The organism is Citrobacter sp. Cb028 (genome assembly GCF_030336705.1).
Taxonomy (GTDB): domain Bacteria; phylum Pseudomonadota; class Gammaproteobacteria; order Enterobacterales; family Enterobacteriaceae; genus Citrobacter; species Citrobacter braakii.
In genome coordinates, this window is record NZ_JAOWCZ010000019.1 from 79,517 (window position 1) to 104,299 (window position 24,783).

Below are 24,783 nucleotides of genomic sequence, written 5' to 3' on the forward strand. Positions count from 1 at the left end.
TCTGAGCAGATTCAGTCCACGCCGCCGGGGCGGCGTGGGAATTCAGTTTTTCAGTAAGGCGCGCACTTTCGCCGTATCAGCCAGGCGGCGGGCAACGCTGTCCGGCACAGGGTGGTTGTCATCCCGGGCGGTCCATTCCCTGTGCCACAACGCCTGTTCGGCGGTCGTCAGCAGGGTTTCAAGCAGGTCAGCCGGCACCATCACCGCCGGAACGGCCTGTTTCACCTGATCAATCAATTCCATCACCGCACTGGCAGACACACCCGACTCAAGCCGTTGTTCTTCCGGTATGGCGTCCAGACGCGCCAGCACCTCCCTTGTGTCCTGTTCAGAAACGGCATACTCCATCCCGTCGGCCAGCGCTTCAATATCCGCCGGGGACCAGACAATCAGGTTCAGCGGGGTTTCTGCGGGATACTGCTCACTCAGCAACTGGCAGAGGGTTTCACAGGTTCCGTACATGTTTTTCTCCTTAGTCCTTAAAGCAGGTATCCAGCTCAAGCATTTCGTTGTACGCCGCCATAAACAGGGCATTGATGCGGAAAAGCGTCTGACGGGCCAGGCGTTCGGTCAGCACGTCGGAATCAAAGCGATAACGGTGCTCCATGCCGTTCAGCGCGTCCCGCAGGTCACTCATGTTGTTGGCCAGTTCCGCCACGTCTGCGCGGAGTTTTTCGTGTCCGGCATAGTTCATTACGCGGCCTCCGGATAAAAGACGTCGTTGACGGCCGGGCGCTGCATGGCGCGCTGGACGGCTGACAGGCGCTCAATGCCTGCTTTGTGGTACTGCTCCATCAGCTCAATCCCGATATAACGGCGCCCTGCCTGGACGGCGGCCACACAGGTGGAGCCGGAACCGGCAAACGGATCGAGAACAATGGCGTTCGGGTGTGTGAAGCTCTCGATCAACGGTTGCAGGCTGGTAACAGGCTTTTCGGTCGGGTGGTGACGGTTGCCGCTGTATTTCCAGCCAATAACATCCGGTAAAGGGTCCGACGGCAGCGCCGGACGGCCTTTCGCCAGGATATAGGCGCATTCATGGCGGTAGCCGACATAGGCCGATTTCGACGAGTAGGTTTTGGTGAACACCAGATGCCCGACGACACAGAATCCGGCACTTTTCCACGCGGCCATGAAACGATCGACGCGGTTCCAGCCGTAGAAACTGACCATCAGCGCGTCTTTTTTGAGGACGCGGTACATCTCATTGCAGGCGGGTTGCAGCCATTCGTCGGTTTTGTCACCGGCAATACTGCGGCCGGAACGGTCACGGAACCCGACCAGATACGGGGGATCGGTGAGGATGAAATCAACGGCGCGATCCGGAAAGGAGGCCATAATATTGACGCAGTTACCCAGGATAAAACGGGACACAGGGACACCTCGTGGTTACAGGGGGCACCCAGGAGGACGTCGGTACGACGTCCGTTCCCTGCTGCCCGGAGCCTGTACGCCGCGACCGGTAACGGGTCAAGCTGACCGTGGAATAACGAGCCGACAGTCCCCATTGTCGGCGAGCTTATGCCGCGAAAGCGGCTTGAAGGGCGCTCCTTAAAATGCGAGTGGATGGCGTAAAATCACAGCGACGCCGGACAGGAGCGGAAAAGCCGCCCGTCCCGTGTCCGTCCGGGCGCGGCACACTGGCTCCGGGCAGTGGATATCCCCGCGCATTGCGCGGCATGGATGCGGAGCAGCGCGACATCCTTTTTCCTGCCTGAAGTACCGGGCAGTCGCCCTGCCCGGCATTCCGTCAGCGGGTGATATCCCGCCAGTCATTGTCCCACTCGTCGCGCAGCACCGGCGCATCCGTTGTACCGGTCACGTTCCACGCATCAAGGAACTTCAGCCCGCGCAGAATGCTGTTTTCCACGTCATCGAGCAGAATTATGCTGTTGAACCAGACCACGCCTGCTGCATATTCCCACCGATGCCGGTCATCCTCGCGTTGCAGCACTGGCCACCAGGTGCGCCCCATTTCCAGAACGCCCGCTTCGGCATGCTCCAGGTCAGTCGCGCTAATCAGGTAATACACCATCATTTCAGTGCCACCGACGTCGACGCTCAGGCCAACAAGCCAGGTATTCAGATTTAATTCCATGTTATTCCGGGCGGTTTCCCGCCCGCCTCCGGTCAGCCGCCAAAATGCGCCACGTTGTTGATAATCCACTCCGGGCCGGTTACGTCCGGGAAACTGTCCTCATCGTCCGGGTCAGCCTCACCCCACTCCAGCTCGTCCGTGATGTACACGTCTGTTTCGCCGCTGACGTACCGGGCATAGCCGCAGTAATTACAGCCCTGCTCCGCAAACCAGTGCTCCACCTCCCCGCCATACCGCTGACTGAGTTCAGCCACAACGTCTTCACCGACCGGACTCCAGGGCGTGTCAAAATCCACCGTCAGCGTGTTCTCTCCGACAAAGCAGATATTCGCCTCATAGCCGACCGGCCACTTGCAACCGTACTGGTTCAGATAGTGGTCATATGACGACGGGACACCCGTCAGCAGGCCACCGTTGAAGGCGTTCACCTCAATATCCAGACGCGTCGGCAGCACGTCGCGGAAATCCATTGGATCAGCAGCAGGTACGGCAAAACCGGCGTCGCACAGGCTGTCCCACCATTCATCCACCGGCGCAGGCCGGAAACTGTCCCCCCAGTCGCATGATTTTTGCTGGTACAGCTGCCGGATGACCACCTGTTCCGGTTCACTGAGGGTGGCCCAGCGGGCATGGGCAATATGGCAGTCCAGCCAGCACTGATGCAGCTTCAGGCAGGTTTCAACATTCAGCACAGCTCCGGCCATAAACATCGCCAGCCAGTCGCTGTACGCCTGCACTGAAGGCCGGTTGTCTGCGGCCGCCCCGTAAGAAACTAGCTGCGGGTATGGCGCGTAATGCTGCTCTGTCAGGGGGCGCAGTATCCCCGCGCAGCCCGCCAGGAAAAGCTGGATACCTTCTTTTCTGGCGCGGCGATGCAGAGACGGTTCACCTCCGGCAATCCACGTTTTGAGGGCATCACTGTTTTGAATACCACTGAACATCAGTCTGTTGGCACACCAGTTCGGCATGGGAAGCTCCTTACACAGTCAGGGTGGGCAGGAGGCATCACCGCGATACCGTTCCCTACCGCACGCTGCCTGTTCGTCGCGTCCGGTAACGGGTCAACGCCGACCGTGGAATAACGAGCCGACAATTCTCATCGTCGGCGAGCTTATGCCGCGAAAGCGGCTTGAAGGGCGCCCTTAAACTGGCGAGGGTATGGCGTACAATAACAACGACGCCGGGCCTGAGCGATAAAGACGCCCGTCCCGTGTCCGTCCGGACGCGGCACACTGGCAGCGGGTGGCAGGCTGATTCAGGTAAGGAGAACATCAGTGAGGGAGCGTAAGAGAGTTGTTATGACACGAGCCCTGTCCACAGTTAAGGGAGGAAAAGTCTGTGGATAAGCTGGACACAGCACGCTGTATTACAGGTGCAATGCCCATATGAGGAAGTTGTGTTTTTTTTGAGCAAAAGACAGAGAGTGGGAAATACTGACTATTTTGTCAGTCCCAGCTTTTTCATGTATTTAATGACGGATTCAGGTCGCCGCTGGTATTCACTGGCGAAACTCGCGACATCGAAAGTTGATGAACCAGCCTGTTCAATAAGGTGCTGAATTTCAGCCTCTTCCCAGGGGCTACCATGTCGTGGACAGGTGTGCTTATAGCCAGCTCCGGGCGAAGACATCTTTATTAGACTGGATTGAATTTCAGACAGCGTCTGATGTTCAATATCCTCAATAAGCCCGAGCTCCTGTATCTCCCGGGCGTTCTTCAGGAACTGGCGAATAAGCTTTCCATGTTCTCTGGCATCAACCACCGGCATTTTAGAATAACTCTTTTGCATTGCTGCGGGTTTCATCTTCAGCATTGGGGGGTTGAGAGGATAAATTAGTCTCAGTCCGTTCAACTGGTACAGTTTCCTTTATCCTGCCCTGTAAAAGCGCTTCGACTTCACGAGGGTAAACCGCTTTAAGCAGCTGCATCAGATCGTCAAACGATGTATTCCTGTTAAGTAACTCGCTGAACAGGAACGGAAGACGCTCATCCTGCTTTCCAAAAGCAAACCCTGTAAGCAGCGCGGCGCGCCATAAACGTCCCCTTTCCCCCTGGGGTGTTTCATCTGTTTTCTGGCAGACAAAACGGTCCGCTTCGTTGGTTTCAGGATTCAGGTAAAACGTGATTTTGCGTCGCGTATCCATTGTTTTTATCCAATAAGGTACATGCCGTTAACGAGATCAAATTGGGATGAACGAGTTTTATAGAAGCGTTCTTCCCTGACCCCACAGTGTTTCTTCACATGATCGGCGATCAATTCAGCACCTCCGCCAATAACCATTACATGGGAGTATCCCTCAAAGCGGCTGATGGCTTCAATAACCCTGTTAACAAGACGGTGGTGAGAGTTCTCAATCGCTTCACGAACCAGTTCAATTCGTGACGTGTCATTGATACGTGATGAGAGATAAGAAGCATCGTTACGATGAATTATAATATCGTCAGCCAGATAGCTATTCCCTTTGGTTCTTGCCACGGACAGCGCCTCTTTTACCGCACCGGTGATCAAGGATACCCCGAGGGTTGAATCACCATAAATACGCGAAATCCCTCGCATTTTCCCCATAACCTGAGAAATATCAAGCGTGGTTCCCCCCAGATCAACAATCAGGAGTGAATCCAGTTCGTTAAGATTTTTTACCACCTCAAAACCTGCTGGGATGGACTCGGGCATAACCTCGACATGCTTAATGGTGAAAGTCTTGCCACCATTAAGTTCGACCGGCCGCAGCAGATTCGCTTTTTTACGTTCAATGTTTGCCTTATTAGGCTGGTTATTTTTATCGTAATACTCAGATAAAGGCAGGCTTACAACCACATCGACTTCACAAGGTTCGATCCCGCTGTTAAGCAACGCATGGTGAACGGCAACAACATTCACATCGCTGTATTGCCAGGCGACGTTCGTGGTAACCACAGCATCAGGGCTGATAGGATCAAAAGAGTATTGCTCACCATTCAACATATAGTTGAACGCTTGTTGTCCACCAAATGCAACAGCCCATTCACGCTTAAAGCTGTTAGGGCTGATTGACTGCCTGACCTCATCATCCTTCCACTGAAGTTTGATATTAGTTGATCCATCATCGATATAAATTTTCATTGAATGTCACCTGGGTAGTTGAAAACGCCTTAGAGAACAAAACGAGATGTATTAGAGAATTATTAGTGAATTATACATAAACAACAGCCCCTATCAATAAGAAAAGAGCACCATTTGAGATAAATTAGAGAACAATTTGAGCAAGTAAAGAGATGTTGGGTCTGACGTTGAGCAAAGAAATATTCATCGCGAATACAACATGATGAAGCCGTCGGCATACAGAACACTTGCGAAAAAGAAAAAAGAAGAAATAATACTGTATATACAAACAGGTATTTTAAGAGGTATGCCGTGTTACTTTTTCTTGCTCCCGAACAGGAGCCGGTGCAGTCCACTGCCCCGCTGTTCACCGAACGTTGCCCGGCAGGTTTTCCGTCGCCGGCCGCCGATTACACGGAGGAGGAACTTGACCTGAATGCCTATTGTATCCGGCGTCCGGCTGCAACGTTCTTCGTCAGGGCTATCGGGGATTCAATGAAAGACATGGGCCTGCATTCCGGCGACCTGATGATTGTCGACAAAGCCGAAACACCGCTGCAAGGTGACATTGTCATCGCGGAGACCGGTGGCGAATTCACGGTTAAACGCCTGCAGCTGAAGCCCCGTATTGCCCTTCTGCCGCTGAATCCGGCCTACCCCACGCTTTATCCGGAAGAACTGCAGATTTTCGGGGTGGTGACGGCTTTTATACACAAAACCCGGAGCACAGACTGATGTTCGCTTTGGCTGACGTCAACTCGTTCTATGCCAGTTGCGAAAAGGTCTTTCGCCCCGATTTGCGTGACAGGCCTGTGGTGGTCCTGAGTAACAACGATGGTTGTGTAATCGCACGCAGCGCTGAAGCGAAAAAGCTGGGCATAAAAATGGGGGTGCCGTGGTTTCAGCTGAAGTCGGTGAAATTTACGGAACCAGTCATCGCGTTCTCCAGTAATTACGCCCTCTACGCATCCATGTCGAACAGAGTCATGGTTCATCTGGAAGCGCTGGCGCCACGCGTTGAGCAGTACTCCATTGACGAGATGTTTTTGGATGTTAGCGGTATAGACAGCTGCATCGATTTCGAGGATTTCGGCCGGCAGCTGCGTGAGCACGTTCGTTCCGGCACGGGGCTGACCATCGGCGTCGGAATGGGGCCCACGAAAACGCTGGCAAAGTCCGCACAATGGGCCTCCAAAGAGTGGCCACAATTTGGCGGCGTACTGGCGTTAACGCCGGGCAATCCCCGCCGTACAGAAAAACTGCTGTCACTGCAGCCGGTGGAGGAAATCTGGGGGGTGGGCCGCAGGATCTCAAAGAAGCTGAACACAATGGGCATCACTACGGCACTGCAGCTGGCGCGTGCGAACCCTGTATTTATCAGGAAGAATTTCAACGTTGTGCTGGAGAGAACCGTCCGGGAACTCAACGGTGAAAGCTGTATTTCACTGGAGGAAGCACCGCCCCCCAAACAGCAGATAGTCTGCAGCCGGAGCTTTGGTGAACGTGTCACGACTTATGAGGCGATGCGGCAGGCAGTCTGTCAGCACGCTGAACGTGCCGCCGAAAAGCTGCGTGGCGAGCGTCAATTCTGCAGGCATATTGCCGTGTTCTTGAAAACATCGCCGTTTGCCGTAAATGAGCTCTACTACGGTAATCTGGCCAGTGAAAAACTGCTCACCCCCACGGAGGATACACGGGACATCATAGCCGCAGCAGTGAAAGCACTGGACAGGATCTGGGTGGATGGTCACCGCTATGCAAAGGCGGGCTGTATGCTCAACGATTTCACTCCTACCGGGATTTCTCAGCTCAATTTATTTGATGAAGTGCAGCCGCGGGAACAGAGCAAGCAACTGATGAAAACCCTGGATGGTATTAACCATTCAGGACTCGGAAAAATATGGTTTGCTGGGCGTGGGATTGCACCTGAGTGGCAAATGAAGCGTGACATGCTTTCCCCCGCCTACACTACTCGTTGGAAAGAAATACCCGTTGCGAGGATTGGATAAAGCCGTTTTTAGAAAGGAGGCAGTGCTCGCCGCAGCCGAGCGACCGGGCATCGCCCGCGAGTGAGCGAGGAAGCACCAGGGAAAGGTACCTGCATGTTCTGCTTACGCCCAATATCAAATGTTAGCCCTCTTCTTTGAGCTCTTATCCACTTATCCACCGTCATATTTTTATAAGATCTTTTTAAATTAGTTTTTAGGTTTACCTTTTTAGACCCCCTTTGAGCCCTTATGTACTGCGGGTTCCAGAGGATCATTTGTGACAACTTGCCCTTTCATTGTGACAAATCACCCTCATTTACCCTATTGAACTGTGACTATCTGCCCTGAACCCTGTGACAAATTGCCCTCTGCGATCCATTTGAATCACAAACTTATCCCTGCCTGTTGACTCTCTTTGATGAAATGTGACAATCTTAAAATCTGTCACATTTTGAATGGAACGGTCATGACGGAAGTTGCGGTAATAAACCATAAAAAGCGCAAAAATAGCCCTCGTATAGTTCAGTCTAATGAGCTTACCGAAGCGGCTTATAGTCTCTCTCGTGATCAGAAGCGTATGCTGTATTTGTTCGTCGATCAGATCCGTAAATCAGATGGCTCGCTTCAGGAGCATGATGGTATCTGTGAAATACAGGTAGCTCATTATGCAGCAACATTTGGATTAACCTCTGCGGAAGCCAGTAAGGATATACGTCAGGCGCTCAAAGGCTTTGCTGGTAAAGAGGTCGTATTTTACCGACCTGAAGAGGATGCTAACGGTGAAAAAGGGTTAGAGTCTTTCCCCTGGTTCATTAAACGTGCTCACAGCCCTTCCCGAGGACTGTACAGTGTTCATATAAACCCCTATCTGATTCCATTTTTTATTGGTTTGCAGAACAGATTTACCCAATTCAGGCTTAGCGAAACAAAGGAGATAACTAATCCCTATGCTATGCGGCTGTATGAATCTCTCTGCCAGTACAGAAAACCCGATGGTTCAGGCTGTGTGTCGCTCAAAGTAGACTGGATAATGGAACGTTACCAGTTGCCGCAAAGTTATCAACGAATGCCTGATTTTCGACGCCGTTTCCTTCAGGCAAGTGTTGATGAAATCAATAGCAGAACGCCGATGCGTCTGAGTTATATAGAGAAAAAGAAAGGACGACAGACAACTCATATTGTCTTTTCTTTCAGTGACATAGTAGCTAGCTCTCTCTAAATAATGAGGGCAGATAGTCATACTTCCGAGGGTTGAATGTCACAGCCCCTCAGTGCAAATTGTCACAGATAAGTGGTGTTCTCAGGGCTATTTGTCACACTTGGAATGGTTTTCAGCTATTTGATACCCATGAAATCAAGCCTTAACCCCTTTACTTTCTTGAAGGCAGATTGTCACTCTTAGCTAAGAGCAATTTGTCACACTTCTTTCAGGGCATTTTGTCACAGAAGAAATATTAGACACTAACAGAGTAAGTCTCCTGGCTGCCTAAAGTTGAGTGCAATTTGTCACACCTTGCGTCCAGTGAAACCTTAAAGTACATCATTGGGATAAAGTTAGTGTCATATCTTTTACGCTGAAGAAAGGGGATAGCGTTTTGAAGTCGGCTCCATTTTTCTGGTAGTGCTAGTTATCGATCCTGCAGTTCCCCTTCTGCCAGGAATATCAACAGCAATGAGAACCTGGCATTAAGAGTTATTCTGTGAAGTTGATTATCATTTTTTCATGAAATCATGTTTTCATTATTTCATTTTATTGCGATACATCTCATACCCAGCCATTATCATTTCAGTCATAGATATCCCCTGCTCCGCAGCATAAGCTTTCATTTCTTTGTGCTTAGACACAGGTACCTTTATCTGGATAGGCTTCACAGATGATTCAGGAGCTGCGCTTCGTCCTGTAACATCCAGAGTTGGTTCATCATCTTTTGGTGGATCAATTTTGATAGTACTTTTCGGGCCTTTCATAGAGAACCTCTCACATAAAATGAATTAATGAAATCATGCTATCATGAATTAATTATATCATGAACTTCTTCAATCATTTGTTTTGCGAGTTCGTTTAAAGATTTAAATGATGTTTCATGTAGTGCGCGCCCGGCATCAAGGGCTTCACCATAGCTTGTTTTAAAAGGTATAACCGTTTTCAGTACTTTGTAACCCCATGCTTTAATCGTTTCCTGAGCTTTTTCCCCCTGAGAAGGAGACGGAGATTTAGCTACAGCGAATACGATTTTGCTTTTATCAATCCCTTTTTTTATCAATTCGCGGGCCAGTTCGAGTGAAGGCTCGAGATCATCGATTGTCGTTCCTGTCGAGATTATTACCAGGTCTGATTCATCTGCTACATCGAGTGATGTTGTCTCTGCCGCTGGACGGCCATCAATAATTAATAAATGACAGCTGTCCTTCATTTTGACTGCCGTATCAACCCGACGGTAAAGGGCGCAGTCAATTTGACTTAATCCACTTTTTTCTCTTCGCTCAGTCCATTTGAATGATGTCTGCTGCTTTACATCCATATCAGCCAGATGAGTCTTCCATCCAGCCTCCGTAAATCCTACAGCCAGAGTTCTGGATTCGGTGCTTTTGGAACCACCACCCTTCTGACCAATTACTGATATAACCTTACCCATGTCATCACCATTTCATTAAATCATGATTTCATTATTAACAATTTGTGCAAATCAAACTATGACACAGAGTACTATACAATAACAATATGAAATCATGATTTAATGATATAAGGAAAGCATGAAAATCGTAACTGTGTGAAATTGCTCACGATAACCAGTCATTAAATAATGATTTAATGATTTAATGACTAAAGAGCAAGGTGGGCAGGTATGAAGAATTTCACGATCAAACTGTATTTTGATAGTAAGTCATCGCCCCGAATATTTGGCGCAGATGAACAGGATTCGTCTTCGATACAGACTGAATTTCAACAAGCATTGAAAAGATCACGAGACTGTAACTCGTATGCTGTTTGTTTATGTACAGGCAGAGAACTACCGCTGGCTGTGAAGTTAAAAAATGAGAAGCATCATCTTGCACGCTTCCCCCTCACTGGTAATAAACATAAGGATGAGTGTCGGTTCTATAGCCGACTCTCACCTGAAGGTGCGCAAGGGACTTACAACAATGGTGCGATTACTGAAAAGCCAGATGGCATTATCAACGTTAAGCTGGATTATGCTTTGCAGACAAAATCAGTATCTGATGATATTCCTGCAACTCCCCTGACTGGTGATGCTTCCCGTAAAAGTAAAAGAGCCACCGTGTCTCTGTGCGGCCTAATGCACTTAATCTGGGAAAATGCAGGATATAACAGATGGTTTCCAAAGATGGATGGAGTGAGGTCATCAACATTGCTTGGCTTCCATCTTTGGACTCAGGCATGTGAAATTGAAATTGGCAAAACACGATTGTCAAACGTATTGCTTACACCTGCAGTGACCGGTTCCAGAGATAGTGTCCGGAACAGTGGGGCTGTAGAATTCGCCAGGCAGAATAAATGCAGGATGGTAGTCGTGGCCGAACTGGCAAAATACTCTGATAAATACATTTCAGGGGTAAACCGTCTGCCTGTGAAGGAGTTCGCAGGTATGCCTTTTCTTGGTCTTGATACCTCCAGATGGAATTCTGCCATTGAAAGATTTCCACATGAATTCAGTGGCTGGAAAAATGGATATAAAATTTTCATCATTGCTCTTACAGATGTGCCCAGCGCTAAGTCAGCCCAGGTTCGTCAGCTTGCCATGATGATGACGAGTGAGCGCTTTATACCGCTTGATTCGCAATATGAAGGCACGATGGAACAAAAATTATACGAGTTACAGCGGTCCTTTTTTAAACCACTAAGATATGACTCTTCCGAGATGGAGTTTCATCCCGACTTTAGTCTGCTCGATGTGCAGTCTCAAAATCATATGCCTTTCCCGATTGAGGTGTGGGGGATGAAAACCGATGCTTACATTGCTCATCGTCGGGAGAAAGAAAGGTGGTACAACAGTGAATACGGTGAGAAAGGGTGGTGGTCCTGGGACGCTACCATAAATGATAAGTTGGTTATTGATTCATCTTTCCCTTTGAAGAAAATATCTGGCTACACTAACTTAATGAAAGAATGAAAGAATGAAAGAATGAAAGAATGAAAGAATGAAAGAATGAAATCATGATTTAATGTTTTTTCATTAGCTTTAAATGGCCTTCTTGTAAAAAGAAGGCCTGATAGTTGCAATGCAACAAAGTTTTCAGATTGTTGTAAGCATAATGAAATACCTACCAGGGCTGGTCATAATGATATTGATCACCGAGCCATCCTTGTTTACACCAACATCCTGAAAACTATGTCTCTCGTTCCCATTGTCGTAGATGGATATTCCTTGAGCTAGTTTCACATTCCCGCTATCGATACGGGAGACGATCTCATTCTTTAACGAAATACTGGTGTCGTCAGAGTTCAACGTCACTACTCCAGAAATGGGGGAGTAACTCTGCCACTCATTTCTGATATCTGCCTGTTTGTTTATTATAGGATTTAGCAGTGCAGGAGACAGCTTTTCGCCATCTTTCCTGTTTTTGAAAACAATTACACTGTTGTCCAGATTATTCAGGTCTGCTGTCGAGGTTGAGAAACCACGCTTCTCAACGTCTTTTATAATGTTTTTTAGAGCATCCTTCTTAACGGTTGTTACGCTGTAAACCGAAACTTGTTGAGATTGTTTCATTGGAGCGATTGTTTCATCTGCTGATTGAGCAGCATTGATATTGAAAGAAACATACAGTAATGATGCAAATATCGTCGTTTTCATTTTCATTTTTAGCACTCGCTGTAATATAGATTTCTTCCGGATAGGTTCTGTAGTCGGGCAAAGACAGAGCTATTGTGCGTTTTGTGTCAGATATTTTTTTTCAACATGGCCACTGCATCAGCCTCTGGCATCTGGAATTGTACCCGGTGCCGCGCAGCAACATCGAGCGCAAACACTTTCGTATAGACCTCCGTCGAACTAATGCTCTTGTGGCCCATCAGACTTTGCAGCACCTTCAGCGGAATACCGTTGTACAGCATATGCATGGCATAGGAATGCCGGAAAGTATGTGGCGACACCGGGACCGAGAATGTCACACCGTCGGCCGCAGCGGATTCAACCGCTTCATTCAGCCAGGTACGCACTGTACGGTCGGTGATTTCCCAGATACGTGCCTTCTCCATTCTGCCGGTACGTTTATTGCGGCGCTCGAGCGGGATTTTCAGTGTGGCAACCATCATCTCCAGCTGACTGACATACTGTTTATCTGACAGCGGCACCAGACGATGTGCCTGACTGCCGGCAGGTGTTCTGCCGGCCGTTCTTGCCGCTTTTTCCGCCCGCTGTTTGAGGGTGGCCAGTTGCACAAACGGGTAGGGCGGCGCCAGCGAAAAATCTGACCGAGTCAGGGCCAGCGCTTCATTGATCCGTGCGCCGGTATTCCACAAAGTAGCCAGCAGCATCTTACGGTGCAGATCGGGAACATAATGCAGCAGGGCGCTCACTTCCGGGGCCAGCAGATATTTCGGCAGTTCATCCTGGACGATCGCCATCTGACGCAGAGCCAGCGCAGCCGGGTAATCGATGGCCACAGGCAGGTGCACTTTTTCCGGGGCGTAGGCCTGTCCGGGAAGAGAAGGGTAATTCATGATACCTCGGGTGCTTCATCACTTTCTGGTGCAAACGTCTGACGTTCCCGGGCGTCATGAATATAATGGAACTCATCCAGCATAAGCAGCACGCGGCGACCAGTCTTCCGGTGAAACATTCTCCGCATCTCTGGGGTTAGCTGGTTTCGTTCCCATCCGTAAGGAAAAATTATGCTGTAGTCATTTCTTTCAGGAAGAATATCAGGGCCTGCGACAATACGCGCCACTTCCTGATTCAGACGCTCTCCGCGCCAGCCATAAGATGACAGACGCTTGCGGATACGCCCGATCGGGAAACGGTTATCAGAATGACGGGGAAATATGAGTTTCCCGTCCTCACCCCGGGTGAGACCAAACATATCCAGAGACTGTTCGAACACCACTGTTCGCGTGGGGAAATACTCACGCATAGTTTTCATCATATTTTCCATTACTGCCCCCTGAAACACTTCAGAAAGATATTTGACTGTCTGCGACAAACCAGTCAGCCATGTTTGTTCCTTATCGAGAAATCCCGCTATAAACTGGAAAGTATCTCACTCATAACGGATTTGTTAGCGCGATAGCGTACTGCAGAGACAACTTGAGTCCGCCCGGAGATTGAGTGGCCCGATCCTCGAAGGGATCAAAATAACGAAAGTCAGTCTTTACAAGATGAATCCATCGTCCCTGAGAATACCTACACAAAATTCGTCCCTGAGAAGCAACATAACGGCCATCCAGAAAGGTAGAACGCCCTCCCTCGGCTGGGCTAAGCAGCATCAACCATAAATCGTTATGACCATAAGTTGTATGTAGAAGCAGATACATGTCTTTCAATGTCAAATTGAACCTTCCTTATAGTCACTCAGAGTAATCACACTCGCCGGCATAATATTTTGCTGAGGCATCTTTTCCGCAGGATGTCATCTTCGCCCAGACATTTCTGTGTTAATTGATACCGGGATTATCACCTGGTGTGACAGTCCTGGACGCATTCAGAATTTTCCCGACACCGCTTAAGAATTTTCTCGCATCACTCACAAAGGTGATGGTAACGCATGATGCAATCCCTAACCTGAAACATCACTCAAGTGATAATAAGCAGACATATAACCACACCATTAAATTACCGGATGGCTGTTTTCTGATGATCCGATTTTTTATCTATTCACGACTTTCCGGAAGTGTACCACGGTGAGGGAATAAGCAAAGCGGTCATTTCTGCCCCTGCGCGTCGGGTCACAGGGAAGGGTCATAACACAACATCTGGTAGCAATAACAGCTGAAAGAGCCGCTACATCTTGTGTTGTTGGGCCGCAGCGCGCCGGTGGGATTCAGGAAGATCCGGCTCCAGGGGTTTTCGGATCTCTGCGAGAAGAGAAAGAAACTAATACTACTGGAGCAATAATTATCAGTTATTGTTGCTTTAATTACATTATTGCCTGAAAGGCAACAATCATCACACTCTGTTGCAGAAATCAGCACACCGAAAAAGAAAGCCGCCCCTCTCATGCGTAACCCGTTACATGCGCTTCGGGTTCAGATCAAATATTGATTAACCCTTGACGGAAATAAAATGAAGCCGGTACGGGATCGCCGTAATATGAATAAAATTATTCAAAGCCTTCGGGCATTCATCAGCAACTGAATAAAGGTATCAAGGAATGTATCCTGTATTTGAGAATGGCTCCTGCTGGGTCAAGGTAGATTTTCATCTTCATACCCGTGCAGATAAAGAATTTCGCTATGCCGGAGAGTCCGACAGATATATTCGCGACTACGTCAGTGCCCTGAAAGCGGCTGGAGTGGGCGTCGGCGTGATCACCAATCACAATAAATTCGATCCCGGTGAGTTTAAGGCACTGCGCAAAGCCGCGCGCCGTGAAGGTATGGAGCTGCTTCCCGGCGTGGAGCTGTCCGTTAATGATGGCCAGGCCGGTGTGCATACGCTCGTGGTGTTTGCTGATGAGTGGTTTATCAATCCGCAGCAGACAAACCATATTGAAAGTTTCCTGACGGCCACGTTTGCGGGCGTTGATAATTTTGAGAACGAAAATGCCCGTTCAACAGAAAATATCACACAGACCATCCAGCGCCTTGACCGGTACGAACGGGATTACTTTATTGTGTTTGCCCACGTGGAGGCCCCTAACGGATTATGGGGCGGGCTGAGCCCTGGCAGGATTGGGGAGCTTTTTGATAACGAGCTTATCCGCCGGCGCGTGACGGGATTTCAGAAGGTGATGACCCACGACCTGCGGATCAAAATTAAGGGCGTGCTCGGTGAACGCTATCCTGCCGAAGTCCAGGGATGCGATGCCAAAACGCTGGATAACATTGGTGTCAGAAAAGTCGCCAGCTATCTGAAACTGGGGGATTACAGTTTTGAGGCTGTCCGCTTTGCGCTGCAGGATTTCCCGCACCGCGTCAGCAGGGAGAAACCGGCACTGAGCCACAGCCATATCCGCCAGATAGCATTCGAGGGAGCCGGTTCGCTGGGCGGAACTGTGGTGAAATTATCTCCGGAGCTGAACACCCTGATAGGGATCCGCGGCAGCGGCAAATCCTCCATCCTTGAAGGGATCCGGTATGCCCTGGACATTCCCTTTGGCGAGAAGGCTTCTGACCGCGATTACAAAGAAAATCTGGTCAGTAATTTACTCAAAAGCGGGGGGAAGATTACCGTTGAGGCCGTATGCCGTCACGGGCGGGCCTATCAGATAGTCCGTATCTTCGGTCAGGAGCCGCAGGTCATTTTTGACGGACAGGCCCGGCACGGGGTGGCGCTGCGGGAAACGGTGCTGCACAAGCCGGTGTATTTTGGCCAGAAAGATCTGTCCAATACCGGTGCCGGATTTGAACATGACCTGATTGAAAAACTGGTCGGGGAGCGCCTGGCCGCCGTGCGGAACAAAATCCGCCAGCAGGAAGACGCCGTCCTTGACAGGTTACGCGAGTATCGTCGTCTGAAAACATCAGGAGAAACACTCTGTGAATGGCAGGCGAAAGAGAAGGATGCGCAGTTTCGCCTGCGCTTTTATGCCCAGCACGGTATGGAAGAAAAACTGGCGCGTCAGACCACCTTCGGACGGGATGAGCGCTACCTCAGCAGTACCACTGCACGGGCAACCCGGGCGCTGGACAGTCTGCAGGACGTGATCAGGGAAAAACTCGATGAGCTGAAGCAGGATCAGAAACATGAGTCCGCCCATAACCAGGCGGATATTGATGATTATCGTGAGGGATATGACCGCTTTACCGCGCATCTCGGCTCCCTGAACACCATCGTGGACGGCGCCCGCCGGCTTCTCAGAGAACTCGATACGAAGCAGCAGGCTTTTCTGGAGAAAAAGCTGGCGCTGACGGAGGAATTTGCCGAAATAGAGCGTGGCCTAGCTGAAGAGCTGCGGCTGGCAGGCGTGGAAAAAGCCGATCCGGCTGACTTTCTGAAGCTGAAGGCCGGGCTGGAACTTGCGCAACAGAAAATTGCCGAGCTGACCCGGGCTAAAAGCAGTCAGGCGTTACTGGAGAAAAATCTGACAGAAGCGCTGAGCCGATTACATGAACTGTGGGTGGAAGAATATCAGGAAATTGAAGCCGTACTGGCCGGCATCAGCCAGGCCGGTTCGCCTCTGAAGATCGTGCCGTGCTTTGCAAACGACAAAAAAGCCATGCAGGCCGTTCTGAAAGAGGCCTTCACCGGCAGCCGGCTGCGGGAAAGTACCTACCAGACCGTGGCTGACAGCTTCAGAGATTTTGGCGAGCTCTGGCTGAACAGGGATAAACTGCCGGGGATTATCAGCGGTTCTGCAGAGACATTCAGCATGTATCTGGAACAGCAGATAGAATCGCTGATTGTCTGGCAGATCCCGAATACCTACACCATTGAATTCCGGGGTAAGCCCCTTGAACAACATTCGCTGGGTCAGCGCGCCTCCGCTTTAATGCTGTTTGTTCTGAATCAGCAGGATAATGATGTGGTTATCATCGATCAGCCCGAAGACGACCTGGACAATCAGACGATTTATGACGACGTGATTAAAATCATCCGGGCAATGAAACCCCGTACCCAGTTTATCTTTGCCACTCATAATGCCAACATCCCGGTGCTGGGAGATGCAGAGAATGTTTGTGCCTGTAAATATGCAGGCGGAAAGATCCAGACATCCGCTGGCGGCGTGGATGCCCCGCCTGTACAACAGCACATCATTTCTGTGATGGAGGGAGGGCGTGAGGCCTTCGAGCGACGCAGGGAAGTTTATGGCTCGTGGCTCAGCAAAACCTGATTCCATCATGCTTAAGGGCATGCAGAAAAAGCCGCAAATGCGGCTTTTTCAATTTTCCGATTATACCGCTTTTCGGATCTGCGAGAGAGTTGAGAAGAATTATTTCCATTTTGGAGAGGATAGGTAGACGATTGTTACTCGTTTTGGACAAGTCAGCCTGAAGGAAAATCAGCGACGAACCGGCACTGATTATTTGCATCCTGAACGTCTGTCCTTACCTCTGACATTGCGACCATCCTTAAAGCCCGCTTTACGCAACATCAGACGTTAGTAAGTCATTCTCAATATTGCTCTAATCAAAGTGAATCCCCAGATCTGATGCAATTTATGCAAATCAAATGCTCCAGAAGACGGCTGGCAGACTATCAACAGGATATCTGTATGGCCACTCTTGCACTCTGCATTCCGATTGACGCCGCATCGTAAGTTGAAGTTTGCTAATCTTTGAGATGTAGTACCCTCTATACAGTGCGGATTTTAATTAATGGAATAAATGATTATGAGTGAAAATGATACAATCCAAAAGAAGTCTAAAAGCCAGATTAACAAAGCGGTATTCTTTACATCTGCTTTGTTAATTTTCCTTCTTGTCGCCTTTGCCGCCGTATTCCCGGATGTCGCCGACAAAAATTTTAAACTACTTCAGCAACAAATCTTCACGAATGCCAGCTGGTTCTACATCCTTGCAGTGGCCCTGATTCTACTGAGTGTCTCGTTCCTGGGACTCTCACGCTACGGTGATATCAAACTGGGTCCGGACCATGCACAGCCTGATTTTAGCTATCACTCCTGGTTTGCGATGCTTTTCTCGGCAGGGATGGGGATCGGCCTGATGTTCTTTGGCGTTGCTGAACCTGTGATGCATTATCTTTCACCTCCTGTCGGCACTCCAGAGACCGTTGCGGCAGCGAAGGAAGCAATGCGCCTGACGTTCTTCCACTGGGGCCTGCACGCATGGGCAATCTATGCCATTGTGGCACTGATCCTGGCCTTTTTCAGTTACCGTCACGGTCTGCCTTTAACGCTGCGTTCCGCACTTTATCCCATTATTGGCGAGCGCATATACGGACCTGTAGGCCATGCGGTTGATATTTTCGCCGTTATTGGCACCGTCTTTGGCGTTGCGACATCGCTGGGGTACGGTGTTTTGCAGGTGAATGCTGGTTTGAATCATCTTTTCGGGGTGCCTATTAATGAAACGGTGCAGGTGATTCTAATCGTTGTCATCACTGGTTTAGCGACGATTTCGGTGGTGTCCGGCCTGGACAAGGGAATACGTATACTGTCTGAGCTCAACCTGGGCCTGGCAGTGCTGCTGCTGGCGCTGGTCCTGTGTCTGGGACCAACCGTGCTTCTGCTGAAGTCATTTGTGGAAAATACGGGCGGTTATCTTTCTGAACTGGTGAGTAAAACTTTTAACCTTTATGCGTATGAACCTAAGTCGAGCAACTGGCTGGGGGGCTGGACATTACTGTACTGGGGATGGTGGCTTTCATGGTCGCCGTTTGTGGGGATGTTCATCGCAAGAGTCTCGCGCGGTCGAACCATTCGCGAGTTTGTCACCGGCGTGCTGTTTGTTCCCGCCGGCTTCACGCTCATGTGGATGACGGTGTTTGGTAACAGCGCAATCTATCTCATTATGAACCAGGGGGCGGCTGATCTCGCCAATACCGTTCAGCAGGATGTCGCGCTGGCCCTGTTTAATTTCCTGGAGCATTTCCCGTTTTCTTCCGTGCTGTCATTTATTGCAATGGCGATGGTCATTGTCTTCTTTGTCACCTCGGCTGACTCCGGGGCAATGGTTGTTGATACGCTGGCATCGGGTGGCGTCGCTAACACGCCTGTATGGCAGCGAATTTTCTGGGCCTCGCTCATGGGGATTGTGGCAATCGCACTGCTGATTGCGGGGGGACTGAGCGCGCTGCAAACCGTGACAATAGCGAGCGCATTACCTTTCTCAGTGATTTTACTGATATCCATATACGGATTATTAAAAGCCCTGCGTCGGGATTTGACCAAGCGTGAAAGCCTGAGCATGGCGACTATTGCTCCGACTGCAGCGCGTAACCCGATTCCATGGCAGAGACGCTTGCGCAATATCGCTTATCTGCCAAAGCGCTCTCTTGTGAAACGCTTTATGGGCGACGTTATCCAGCCCGCCATGACGCTGGTTCAGGAAGAACTGAATAAACAGGGAACGATAAGCCATATAAGTGATACTGATGACGAACGAATTCGGCTTGAAGTCGATTTGGGCAATGAGCTGAACTTTATTTATGAAGTGAGACTTCGTGGCTATAACTCACCGGCTTTCGCCATGGCTGCAATGGACAATGACGAGCAGCAAGCTGAGCAACATCGATATTATCGCGCTGAGGTCTATCTGAAAGAAGGCGGTCAAAACTATGATGTGATGGGCTGGAATCAGGAACAGCTGATTAATGACATACTGGACCAGTACGAAAAACACCTGCACTTCCTGCACCTCGTTCGTTAATACAAAAATGCCGTCCTGCCGGGCGGCATTTATTTTCCCGAACTTAATACAAGGATATGCTGAATGATTTCACGCTGGCAATGGATTCTCAGGCAGACACTTAAAAAGCTATGGTTCAGGGCAACGTTATTCGCAATGGTAGCAATAATAACGGCCCTTTTATCTATTCTTTTTAGATCAATGATCCCAGAGTCAGTATCAGTGAAGGTTGGTGCGGAAGCAGTTGATAATATTCTGAACATACTGGCATCGAGTATGCTGGCGGTGACCACATTTTCACTGAGTATCATGGTCACCGCTTACGGTTCAGCCACTACTAATGTGACGCCCAGAGCCACGCGTTTAGTTGTAGAAGACGTAACCACACAAAATGTACTGGCCACTTTTATCGGTTCTTTTCTCTTCAGCCTGGTAGGGATTATTGCCCTCAATATGGGAGCCTACGGAGAAAGGGGTAGAGTCATTTTATTCATTGTAACACTGGTTGTCATTGCCTTAATAATCATCACATTGCTTCGCTGGATACAGCATTTGACCTCTCTGGGCAGGGTAGGTGAGACAACAGCAAAAGTAGAACAGGCGGCGATCGAGACATTTATTGCGAGAGCAAAAAGTCCATGTCTTGGCGGATATCCATGGCTTGAGAACAATGAACAACCAAAAGGAACTGTTGCCGTATATCCGGAGAAAATTGGCTATGTTGAATATATTGACATGGTCAAGCTCGGCAGTCTGCTGAGCAATGATCCTCGTCATGTATATCTTGTGGCGCAGCCAGGCAGTTTCATACATCCATCGATGCCAGTTTTGTACCTGAGTTCTGGTCAGGAGTCATCAATCTGTACCGATTTACTTGAAACGATCATTGTCTCGGATGTGCGTTCATTTGCTCAGGATCCCCGATTCTGTCTCAGCGTCATGGCCGAAATAGCCTGCAGGGCCCTTTCGCCCGCAGTAAACGATCCCGGTACTGCGATTGATGTCATTGGCAGAGGTGTTCGAATACTCTCCGCTTACGCGCAGAATAAAATAGATGAAACTGAAGTGATATATCCTTCAGTACATGTTGCGCCACTTCAGATCAAAGACCTACTGGAAGACTTTTTCTTACCTGTTGCACGTGATGGTGCGAGTATGAGGGAGATTCAGATAAGAGTCCTTAAAGGACTGTCTATGCTGAGTAAGGGTTGGCCTGGGATGTTTGCTGAAGCCGCACATATACTGGCATCTGAAACATTAGAGCATGCAACTCGTACTGATCATATAGCCCATGACGAATATCTTATAAAATCAATTTATTATAATTTATTCAGTGGCGAAAATCCTAATAAAAAACCATAGTTGCGGGACAAAGGATTTGTCCTCTGGCAAGGTGAAAGCAAAGCATTCCAGTGAGAATGAGCGTCTACTTTGAGCTGTGATTTCAACTGATGGACGCAACACAATTATTGAACTCACAGCGTGAAGCGGACGTAGCTAATTTTGCACAGCCCTCGATTAGAAAATTTAAGAATCCAGCCTTCAATGGTGTCATGGCGACAGGCAATACTCCAGTCCAGTGGCATATGAAGCCACATTGTCGCTGCCGGGAATTTGTTTCACCCATTATCGCACCGGAGAACAGGCAGAAGACGAAGCAGCGCTTATGGCAGCGATCCTTGCAGATGCAATGAATGCCGGAGCTGAACGAATGGCACAGAGTTCACGGGATGTCACCATTCACCGGATGATGGTCATGGTGGAGCGTCATTTACGCGCTGCAATCTATGCATCTACCACCTCGGTACTAGTCGACGCGCAGCAGGACCATCCTTTTGCCGCAATCTGGGGGGATGGTCACGTATCATCCTCGGACGGACAGTTCTTCCCGGCTGGCGGACGGGGTGAAGCCAGCCTTGAATACAATGCAAAATACGGCAAGCGGCCAGGCGCGTCGATTTATGGCTTTTTGTCGAACTGGTTTGCGTCCTTTTTCTCCAGAATGATCCTGGCCTCTGAGAGTGAGGCGCCTTACGTACTCGACGGTTTGCTTCACAACGAAAGTTCTGTGGAGATTCATGAGCATGCCACTGATACTGCCGGTGCGACTGAAACAACATTTTCGATGTTTCACTCCTTTGGCTACAGGCTCATACCCCGCATTCACAACCTCGGGAGTCGCAGGCTGTACGTCATTACGCCCTCAGAGGAGTACAGGCCACTTGATGCTCTGATTGCCGGAAGGGCCAGGATGGATGTTATAGAGCAACGCTGGGATGAAGTGCTGCGGCTTAAGGCTTCGATCGGAGCTGGTCTGATGCCACCGTCGTTGATACTAAAAAAGCTGGCTGCCTCCCCCAGACAAAACAGGCTCAACCAAGCCCTGCGTGAAATGGGACGTATTGAACGCTCTATTTTTATCTGTGACTGGCTGCTTGATACCCGCTTACGTCGCAGATCGCATGCCATCCTTAACAAAGGTGAAAGTCGTCAAGTGCTTGCCCGCGCCATAATGGTACTGGATTAAGCTGATGAAGCCCATGGACCCGCCACCGGCGATGGTCGCCAGCGCCATTCTCGGGCACCGCCACGATGCTCCAGCTCTTGCCCGACTGCAGGAAGCCGGGGATTAATCTACCCGTGTTTTCCGGTTTCAGCCCCCGCCCGCTTAAAAAACTGTTCACGGCTAACCAGTGCTGGACGTCTTTCCTCGACGCCGGTGGTTTGCGCGGTATCGAAGTCGAAGCCGTCACCAAAATGCTCGCCTGCGGGACCCGCATCGGCGGCGTGAAGGAATATGGCTGCGATAATCCTGACTGCCACCATGTTAAATATATCACCAACGCCTGCCACAGCCGTACCTGCCCCTCCTGCGGGAAAAAGGCCACTGACCTCTGGATTGCCGCTCAGCTTAACCGCCTGCCGGACTGCGACTGGATACACCTGGTCTTCACCCTCCCCGACTCGCTGTGGACTCTGTTTGAGGTCAACCGCTGGCTGCTCAACGACCTCTGCCGCCTCGCTGTCGATAACCTGCTGAATGCCGCCGGCAAAAGGGCGCTGGATATCGGTATTTTCTGCGCGATTCACACTTATGGACGTCGTCTCAACTGGCACCCTCATGTCCACGTATCTGCCACCTGCGGCGGCATCAATGCGCTCGGAAAGTGGAAGAAAATCAGCTTCCGCAAGGATGCCATGCGCACCCGCTGGATGTGTAATATCCGCCAGTTGCTGCTGAGCGTCTGGTCTGAAAGTATTGCAATACCATCCTCTCTCACCCATATCACCACCGAATCACAGTGGCGCAGCCTGGTTCTGACCACCGGCGGCGATTACTGGCATGTATACATGTCAAAAAAGACGGTCGGGGGCAAAAACACCGTGAAATACCTGGGCCGTTACCTGAAAAAGCCGCCGATTGCAGGCTCGCGGCTGGCACACTATGCCGGAGGCACCATGCTGATCTTTCGCTACCACGACCACAATACGGGAAAGCAGGCCACGGAAACGCTGACGCAGCGGGAAATCGTGGCGCTGCTGAAACAGCACATCCCGGAGAAGTTTTTACGGATGGTGCGCTATTTTGGTTTTCTGGCCAACCGGGTGTGCGGAGAAAAGCTGCCGGTGGTCTACAGCGCGCTGGGGATGGAAAAACCGGAGCCGAAGGTGTGCTATGCGCAGATGAGTAAGCAGTTCCTGCGGCGAGACCCGTTTGAATGCGTGCTGTGTGGAGGCAGGATGGTCTACCGTCGTGCAATATCGGGGCTGAATGTGGCAGGGCTGAAGAAAAATGCGCGGGATATCAGTCTGCTGAGGTATATCCCAGGCTGATGCAGAATAAATGTGCCTGTAATTCGGGGGGGAGTATAAAAAACAGCCCGCCGCGGTATAAAAATCGACCTCGTGTAGAGAGAAATACCGGAGTGATGGGAAAAACGGTTTACCGCACGAGGCATAAGTTGCGGACAGCAGTATCGCCTAGTTTTTCAATTTACTATACGTCAAGGTTCTTAGTGAGCCGTTTTTAAAAGAAATGATAAGATAACATTGTTTATAAATTGTTGATGTTTGATTTAGTAGCATATGAAATCCAGCAGCTTTATAGGGTTTTCCTTTTATCTCTGCTTGCTGGGTTCCAGAAACGTTAAATTTTAAACGGAGGGGGCTTTTGTTTAAGGCAAATCATGTTCCGGTATTAATGTATCATCATGTCAGCCATTGCCCTGGGCTGGTTACACTTTCTCCCGAGACATTCCGGAAACAAATGAAATGGTTGGCTGAAAACAACTGGAAAACACTGTCATCAGATGAACTGGAGTTTTTTTATCGGGGTGGAAAACTTCCCCGTAAAAGCGTTATGTTGACATTTGATGATGGATACCTTGACAACTGGTTTCAGGTATATCCTTTATTAGGTGATGCTGCCAACTTACTGATTTAGTGTATGATGGTGTTTTTGAGGTGCTCCAGTGGCTTCTGTTTCTATCAGCTGTCCCTCCTGTTCAGCTACTGACGGGGTGGTGCGTAACGGCAAAAGCACCGCCGGACATCAGCGCTATCTCTGCTCTCACTGCCGTAAAACATGGCAACTGCAGTTCACTTACACCGCTTCTCAACCCGGTACGCACCAGAAAATCATTGATATGGCCATGAATGGCGTTGGATGCCGGGCAACCGCCCGCATTATGGGCGTTGGCCTCAACACGATTTTCCGCCATTTAAAAAACTCAGGCCGCAGTCGGTAACCTCGCGCATACAGCCGGGCAGTGACGTCATCGTCTGCGCGGAAATGGACGAACAGTGGGGATACGTCGGGGCTAAATCGCGCCAGCGCTGGCTGTTTTACGCGTATGACAGGCTCCGGAAGACGGTTGTTGCGCACGTATTCGGTGAACGCACTATGGCGACGCTGGGGCGTCTTATGAGCCTGCTGTCACCCTTTGACGTGGTGATATGGATGACGGATGGCTGGCCGCTGTATGAATCCCGCCTGAAGGGAAAGCTGCACGTAATCAGCAAGCGATATACGCAGCGAATTGAGCGGCATAACCTGAATCTGAGGCAGCACCTGGCACGGCTGGGACGGAAGTCGCTGTCGTTCTCAAAATCGGTGGAGCTGCATGACAAAGTCATCGGGCATTATCTGAACATAAAACACTATCAATAAGTTGGAGTCATTACCC

22 protein-coding genes and 3 pseudogenes are annotated in these 24,783 nt (G+C 49.8%); 12 read left to right on the plus strand and 13 right to left on the minus strand.

The genetic code is table 11. The features are described from left to right. Window positions 1–42 precede the first annotated feature (42 nt). The 8 genes from OGV75_RS01155 to OGV75_RS01190 form a co-directional block, all read right to left on the minus strand. Window positions 43–462, minus strand: a complete 420-nt coding sequence (locus OGV75_RS01155) for a DUF1380 family protein (RefSeq protein WP_049040207.1) — start codon at window positions 460–462, stop codon at window positions 43–45. Window positions 463–472: 10 nt separating this feature from the next. Next, complete coding sequence (locus tag OGV75_RS01160) at window positions 473–694, minus strand: YubE family protein (protein WP_049040206.1); 222 nt, start codon at window positions 692–694, stop codon at window positions 473–475. Further along, window positions 694–1,374, minus strand: coding sequence for a DNA methylase (locus tag OGV75_RS01165; protein ID WP_286480277.1), 681 nt, complete (start codon window positions 1,372–1,374; stop codon window positions 694–696). Before OGV75_RS01165 ends, OGV75_RS01160 begins: the two co-directional genes overlap by 1 nt. 376 nt (window positions 1,375–1,750) lie before the next feature. Continuing rightward, window positions 1,751–2,098: a hypothetical protein gene (locus OGV75_RS01170; protein ID WP_097361869.1), complete on the minus strand. Its 348-nt coding sequence runs from the start codon at window positions 2,096–2,098 to the stop codon at window positions 1,751–1,753. Window positions 2,099–2,130: 32 nt separating this feature from the next. Further along, window positions 2,131–3,066, minus strand: a complete 936-nt coding sequence (locus tag OGV75_RS01175) for a DUF1281 domain-containing protein (RefSeq protein WP_008322841.1) — start codon at window positions 3,064–3,066, stop codon at window positions 2,131–2,133. Between the two features lie 469 nt (window positions 3,067–3,535). Then, window positions 3,536–3,886: a hypothetical protein gene (locus OGV75_RS01180; protein ID WP_230675860.1), complete on the minus strand. Its 351-nt coding sequence runs from the start codon at window positions 3,884–3,886 to the stop codon at window positions 3,536–3,538. Beyond that, window positions 3,867–4,241: a plasmid partitioning/stability family protein gene (locus tag OGV75_RS01185; protein ID WP_008322837.1), complete on the minus strand. Its 375-nt coding sequence runs from the start codon at window positions 4,239–4,241 to the stop codon at window positions 3,867–3,869. The genes OGV75_RS01180 and OGV75_RS01185 overlap by 20 nt, the downstream gene beginning before the upstream one ends. A 5-nt stretch (window positions 4,242–4,246) precedes the next feature. Further along, the gene (locus OGV75_RS01190) at window positions 4,247–5,200 is read right to left on the minus strand and encodes a plasmid segregation protein ParM (protein ID WP_286480278.1); all 954 of its coding nucleotides are present in this window, start codon (window positions 5,198–5,200) and stop codon (window positions 4,247–4,249) included. A gap of 291 nt (window positions 5,201–5,491) precedes the next feature. Here OGV75_RS01190 and umuD point away from each other — a divergent pair, with 291 nt between their 5' ends. The 3 genes from umuD to repE all read left to right on the plus strand — a co-directional run bounded on the left by umuD (window position 5,492) and on the right by repE (window position 8,386). Further along, on the plus strand, window positions 5,492–5,914 hold the full coding sequence (umuD, locus tag OGV75_RS01195) for a translesion error-prone DNA polymerase V autoproteolytic subunit (RefSeq protein ID WP_009364906.1): 423 nt from the start codon (window positions 5,492–5,494) through the stop codon (window positions 5,912–5,914). Then, window positions 5,914–7,188: a Y-family DNA polymerase gene (locus OGV75_RS01200; protein ID WP_286480279.1), complete on the plus strand. Its 1,275-nt coding sequence runs from the start codon at window positions 5,914–5,916 to the stop codon at window positions 7,186–7,188. The genes umuD and OGV75_RS01200 overlap by 1 nt, the downstream gene beginning before the upstream one ends. 445 nt (window positions 7,189–7,633) lie before the next feature. Continuing rightward, window positions 7,634–8,386: a replication initiation protein RepE gene (repE, locus tag OGV75_RS01205; protein ID WP_008322834.1), complete on the plus strand. Its 753-nt coding sequence runs from the start codon at window positions 7,634–7,636 to the stop codon at window positions 8,384–8,386. Window positions 8,387–8,907: 521 nt separating this feature from the next. Here repE and OGV75_RS01210 read toward each other — a convergent pair. Together OGV75_RS01210 and OGV75_RS01215 are read right to left on the minus strand one after the other, a co-directional pair. Beyond that, on the minus strand, window positions 8,908–9,135 hold the full coding sequence (locus tag OGV75_RS01210; protein ID WP_008322833.1) for a hypothetical protein: 228 nt from the start codon (window positions 9,133–9,135) through the stop codon (window positions 8,908–8,910). A 41-nt stretch (window positions 9,136–9,176) separates the two neighbouring features. Next, window positions 9,177–9,803, minus strand: coding sequence for a ParA family protein (locus OGV75_RS01215; protein WP_008322831.1), 627 nt, complete (start codon window positions 9,801–9,803; stop codon window positions 9,177–9,179). Window positions 9,804–10,013: 210 nt separating this feature from the next. Here OGV75_RS01215 and OGV75_RS01220 point away from each other — a divergent pair, with 210 nt between their 5' ends. After that, window positions 10,014–11,300, plus strand: coding sequence for a DUF1173 family protein (locus OGV75_RS01220; protein WP_286480281.1), 1,287 nt, complete (start codon window positions 10,014–10,016; stop codon window positions 11,298–11,300). A gap of 123 nt (window positions 11,301–11,423) precedes the next feature. Here OGV75_RS01220 and OGV75_RS01225 read toward each other — a convergent pair whose 3' ends face one another. The 3 genes from OGV75_RS01225 to OGV75_RS01235 all read right to left on the minus strand — a co-directional run bounded on the left by OGV75_RS01225 (window position 11,424) and on the right by OGV75_RS01235 (window position 13,341). Then, window positions 11,424–11,990 carry a hypothetical protein gene (locus OGV75_RS01225; RefSeq protein ID WP_286480282.1) on the minus strand — a complete coding sequence of 189 codons (567 nt, stop codon included), beginning with the start codon at window positions 11,988–11,990 and terminating at the stop codon, window positions 11,424–11,426. 80 nt (window positions 11,991–12,070) lie between these two features. Beyond that, the gene (locus OGV75_RS01230; protein ID WP_008322828.1) at window positions 12,071–12,853 is read right to left on the minus strand and encodes a site-specific integrase; all 783 of its coding nucleotides are present in this window, start codon (window positions 12,851–12,853) and stop codon (window positions 12,071–12,073) included. After that, a complete protein-coding gene (locus tag OGV75_RS01235) occupies window positions 12,850–13,341 on the minus strand; it encodes a hypothetical protein (RefSeq protein ID WP_502873965.1) in 492 nt (163 codons plus the stop codon). Before OGV75_RS01235 ends, OGV75_RS01230 begins: the two co-directional genes overlap by 4 nt. Window positions 13,342–14,499: 1,158 nt before the next feature. Between OGV75_RS01235 and OGV75_RS01240 the strand changes: the two genes are divergently transcribed. From OGV75_RS01240 to OGV75_RS01275, 8 genes and pseudogenes are all read left to right on the plus strand, one after another. Beyond that, entirely contained in the window at window positions 14,500–17,121 is a 2,622-nt protein-coding gene (locus OGV75_RS01240; protein WP_153754021.1) for a TrlF family AAA-like ATPase, read from the plus strand. A 499-nt stretch (window positions 17,122–17,620) separates the two neighbouring features. Then, window positions 17,621–19,618: a BCCT family transporter gene (locus OGV75_RS01245; protein WP_153754020.1), complete on the plus strand. Its 1,998-nt coding sequence runs from the start codon at window positions 17,621–17,623 to the stop codon at window positions 19,616–19,618. 63 nt (window positions 19,619–19,681) lie between these two features. Next, the gene (locus OGV75_RS01250; RefSeq protein ID WP_153754019.1) at window positions 19,682–20,959 is read left to right on the plus strand and encodes a DUF2254 domain-containing protein; all 1,278 of its coding nucleotides are present in this window, start codon (window positions 19,682–19,684) and stop codon (window positions 20,957–20,959) included. A 253-nt stretch (window positions 20,960–21,212) separates the two neighbouring features. Next, window positions 21,213–22,115 (plus strand): annotated as a pseudogene (locus OGV75_RS01255) (Tn3 family transposase); the annotation flags it as partial. Beyond that, window positions 22,111–22,230 (plus strand): annotated as a pseudogene (locus tag OGV75_RS23605) (hypothetical protein); the annotation flags it as partial. The pseudogenes OGV75_RS01255 and OGV75_RS23605, both read left to right, overlap by 5 nt. Beyond that, window positions 22,190–23,431, plus strand: coding sequence for an IS91 family transposase (locus tag OGV75_RS01265; protein ID WP_153754018.1), 1,242 nt, complete (start codon window positions 22,190–22,192; stop codon window positions 23,429–23,431). The pseudogene OGV75_RS23605 and the gene OGV75_RS01265, both read left to right, overlap by 41 nt. A 367-nt stretch (window positions 23,432–23,798) precedes the next feature. Next, window positions 23,799–24,014: pseudogene (locus OGV75_RS01270) on the plus strand (polysaccharide deacetylase family protein); the annotation flags it as partial. A 55-nt stretch (window positions 24,015–24,069) separates the two neighbouring features. Further along, window positions 24,070–24,767, plus strand: a protein-coding gene (locus tag OGV75_RS01275; RefSeq protein ID WP_095033700.1) for an IS1-like element IS1B family transposase whose coding sequence is annotated in 2 segments (ribosomal slippage) — window positions 24,070–24,319 and window positions 24,319–24,767 — 699 coding nt in all. Because the reading frame shifts where the segments join, the coding sequence is not laid out codon by codon here. The last annotated feature ends 16 nt before the right edge of the window (window positions 24,768–24,783 follow it).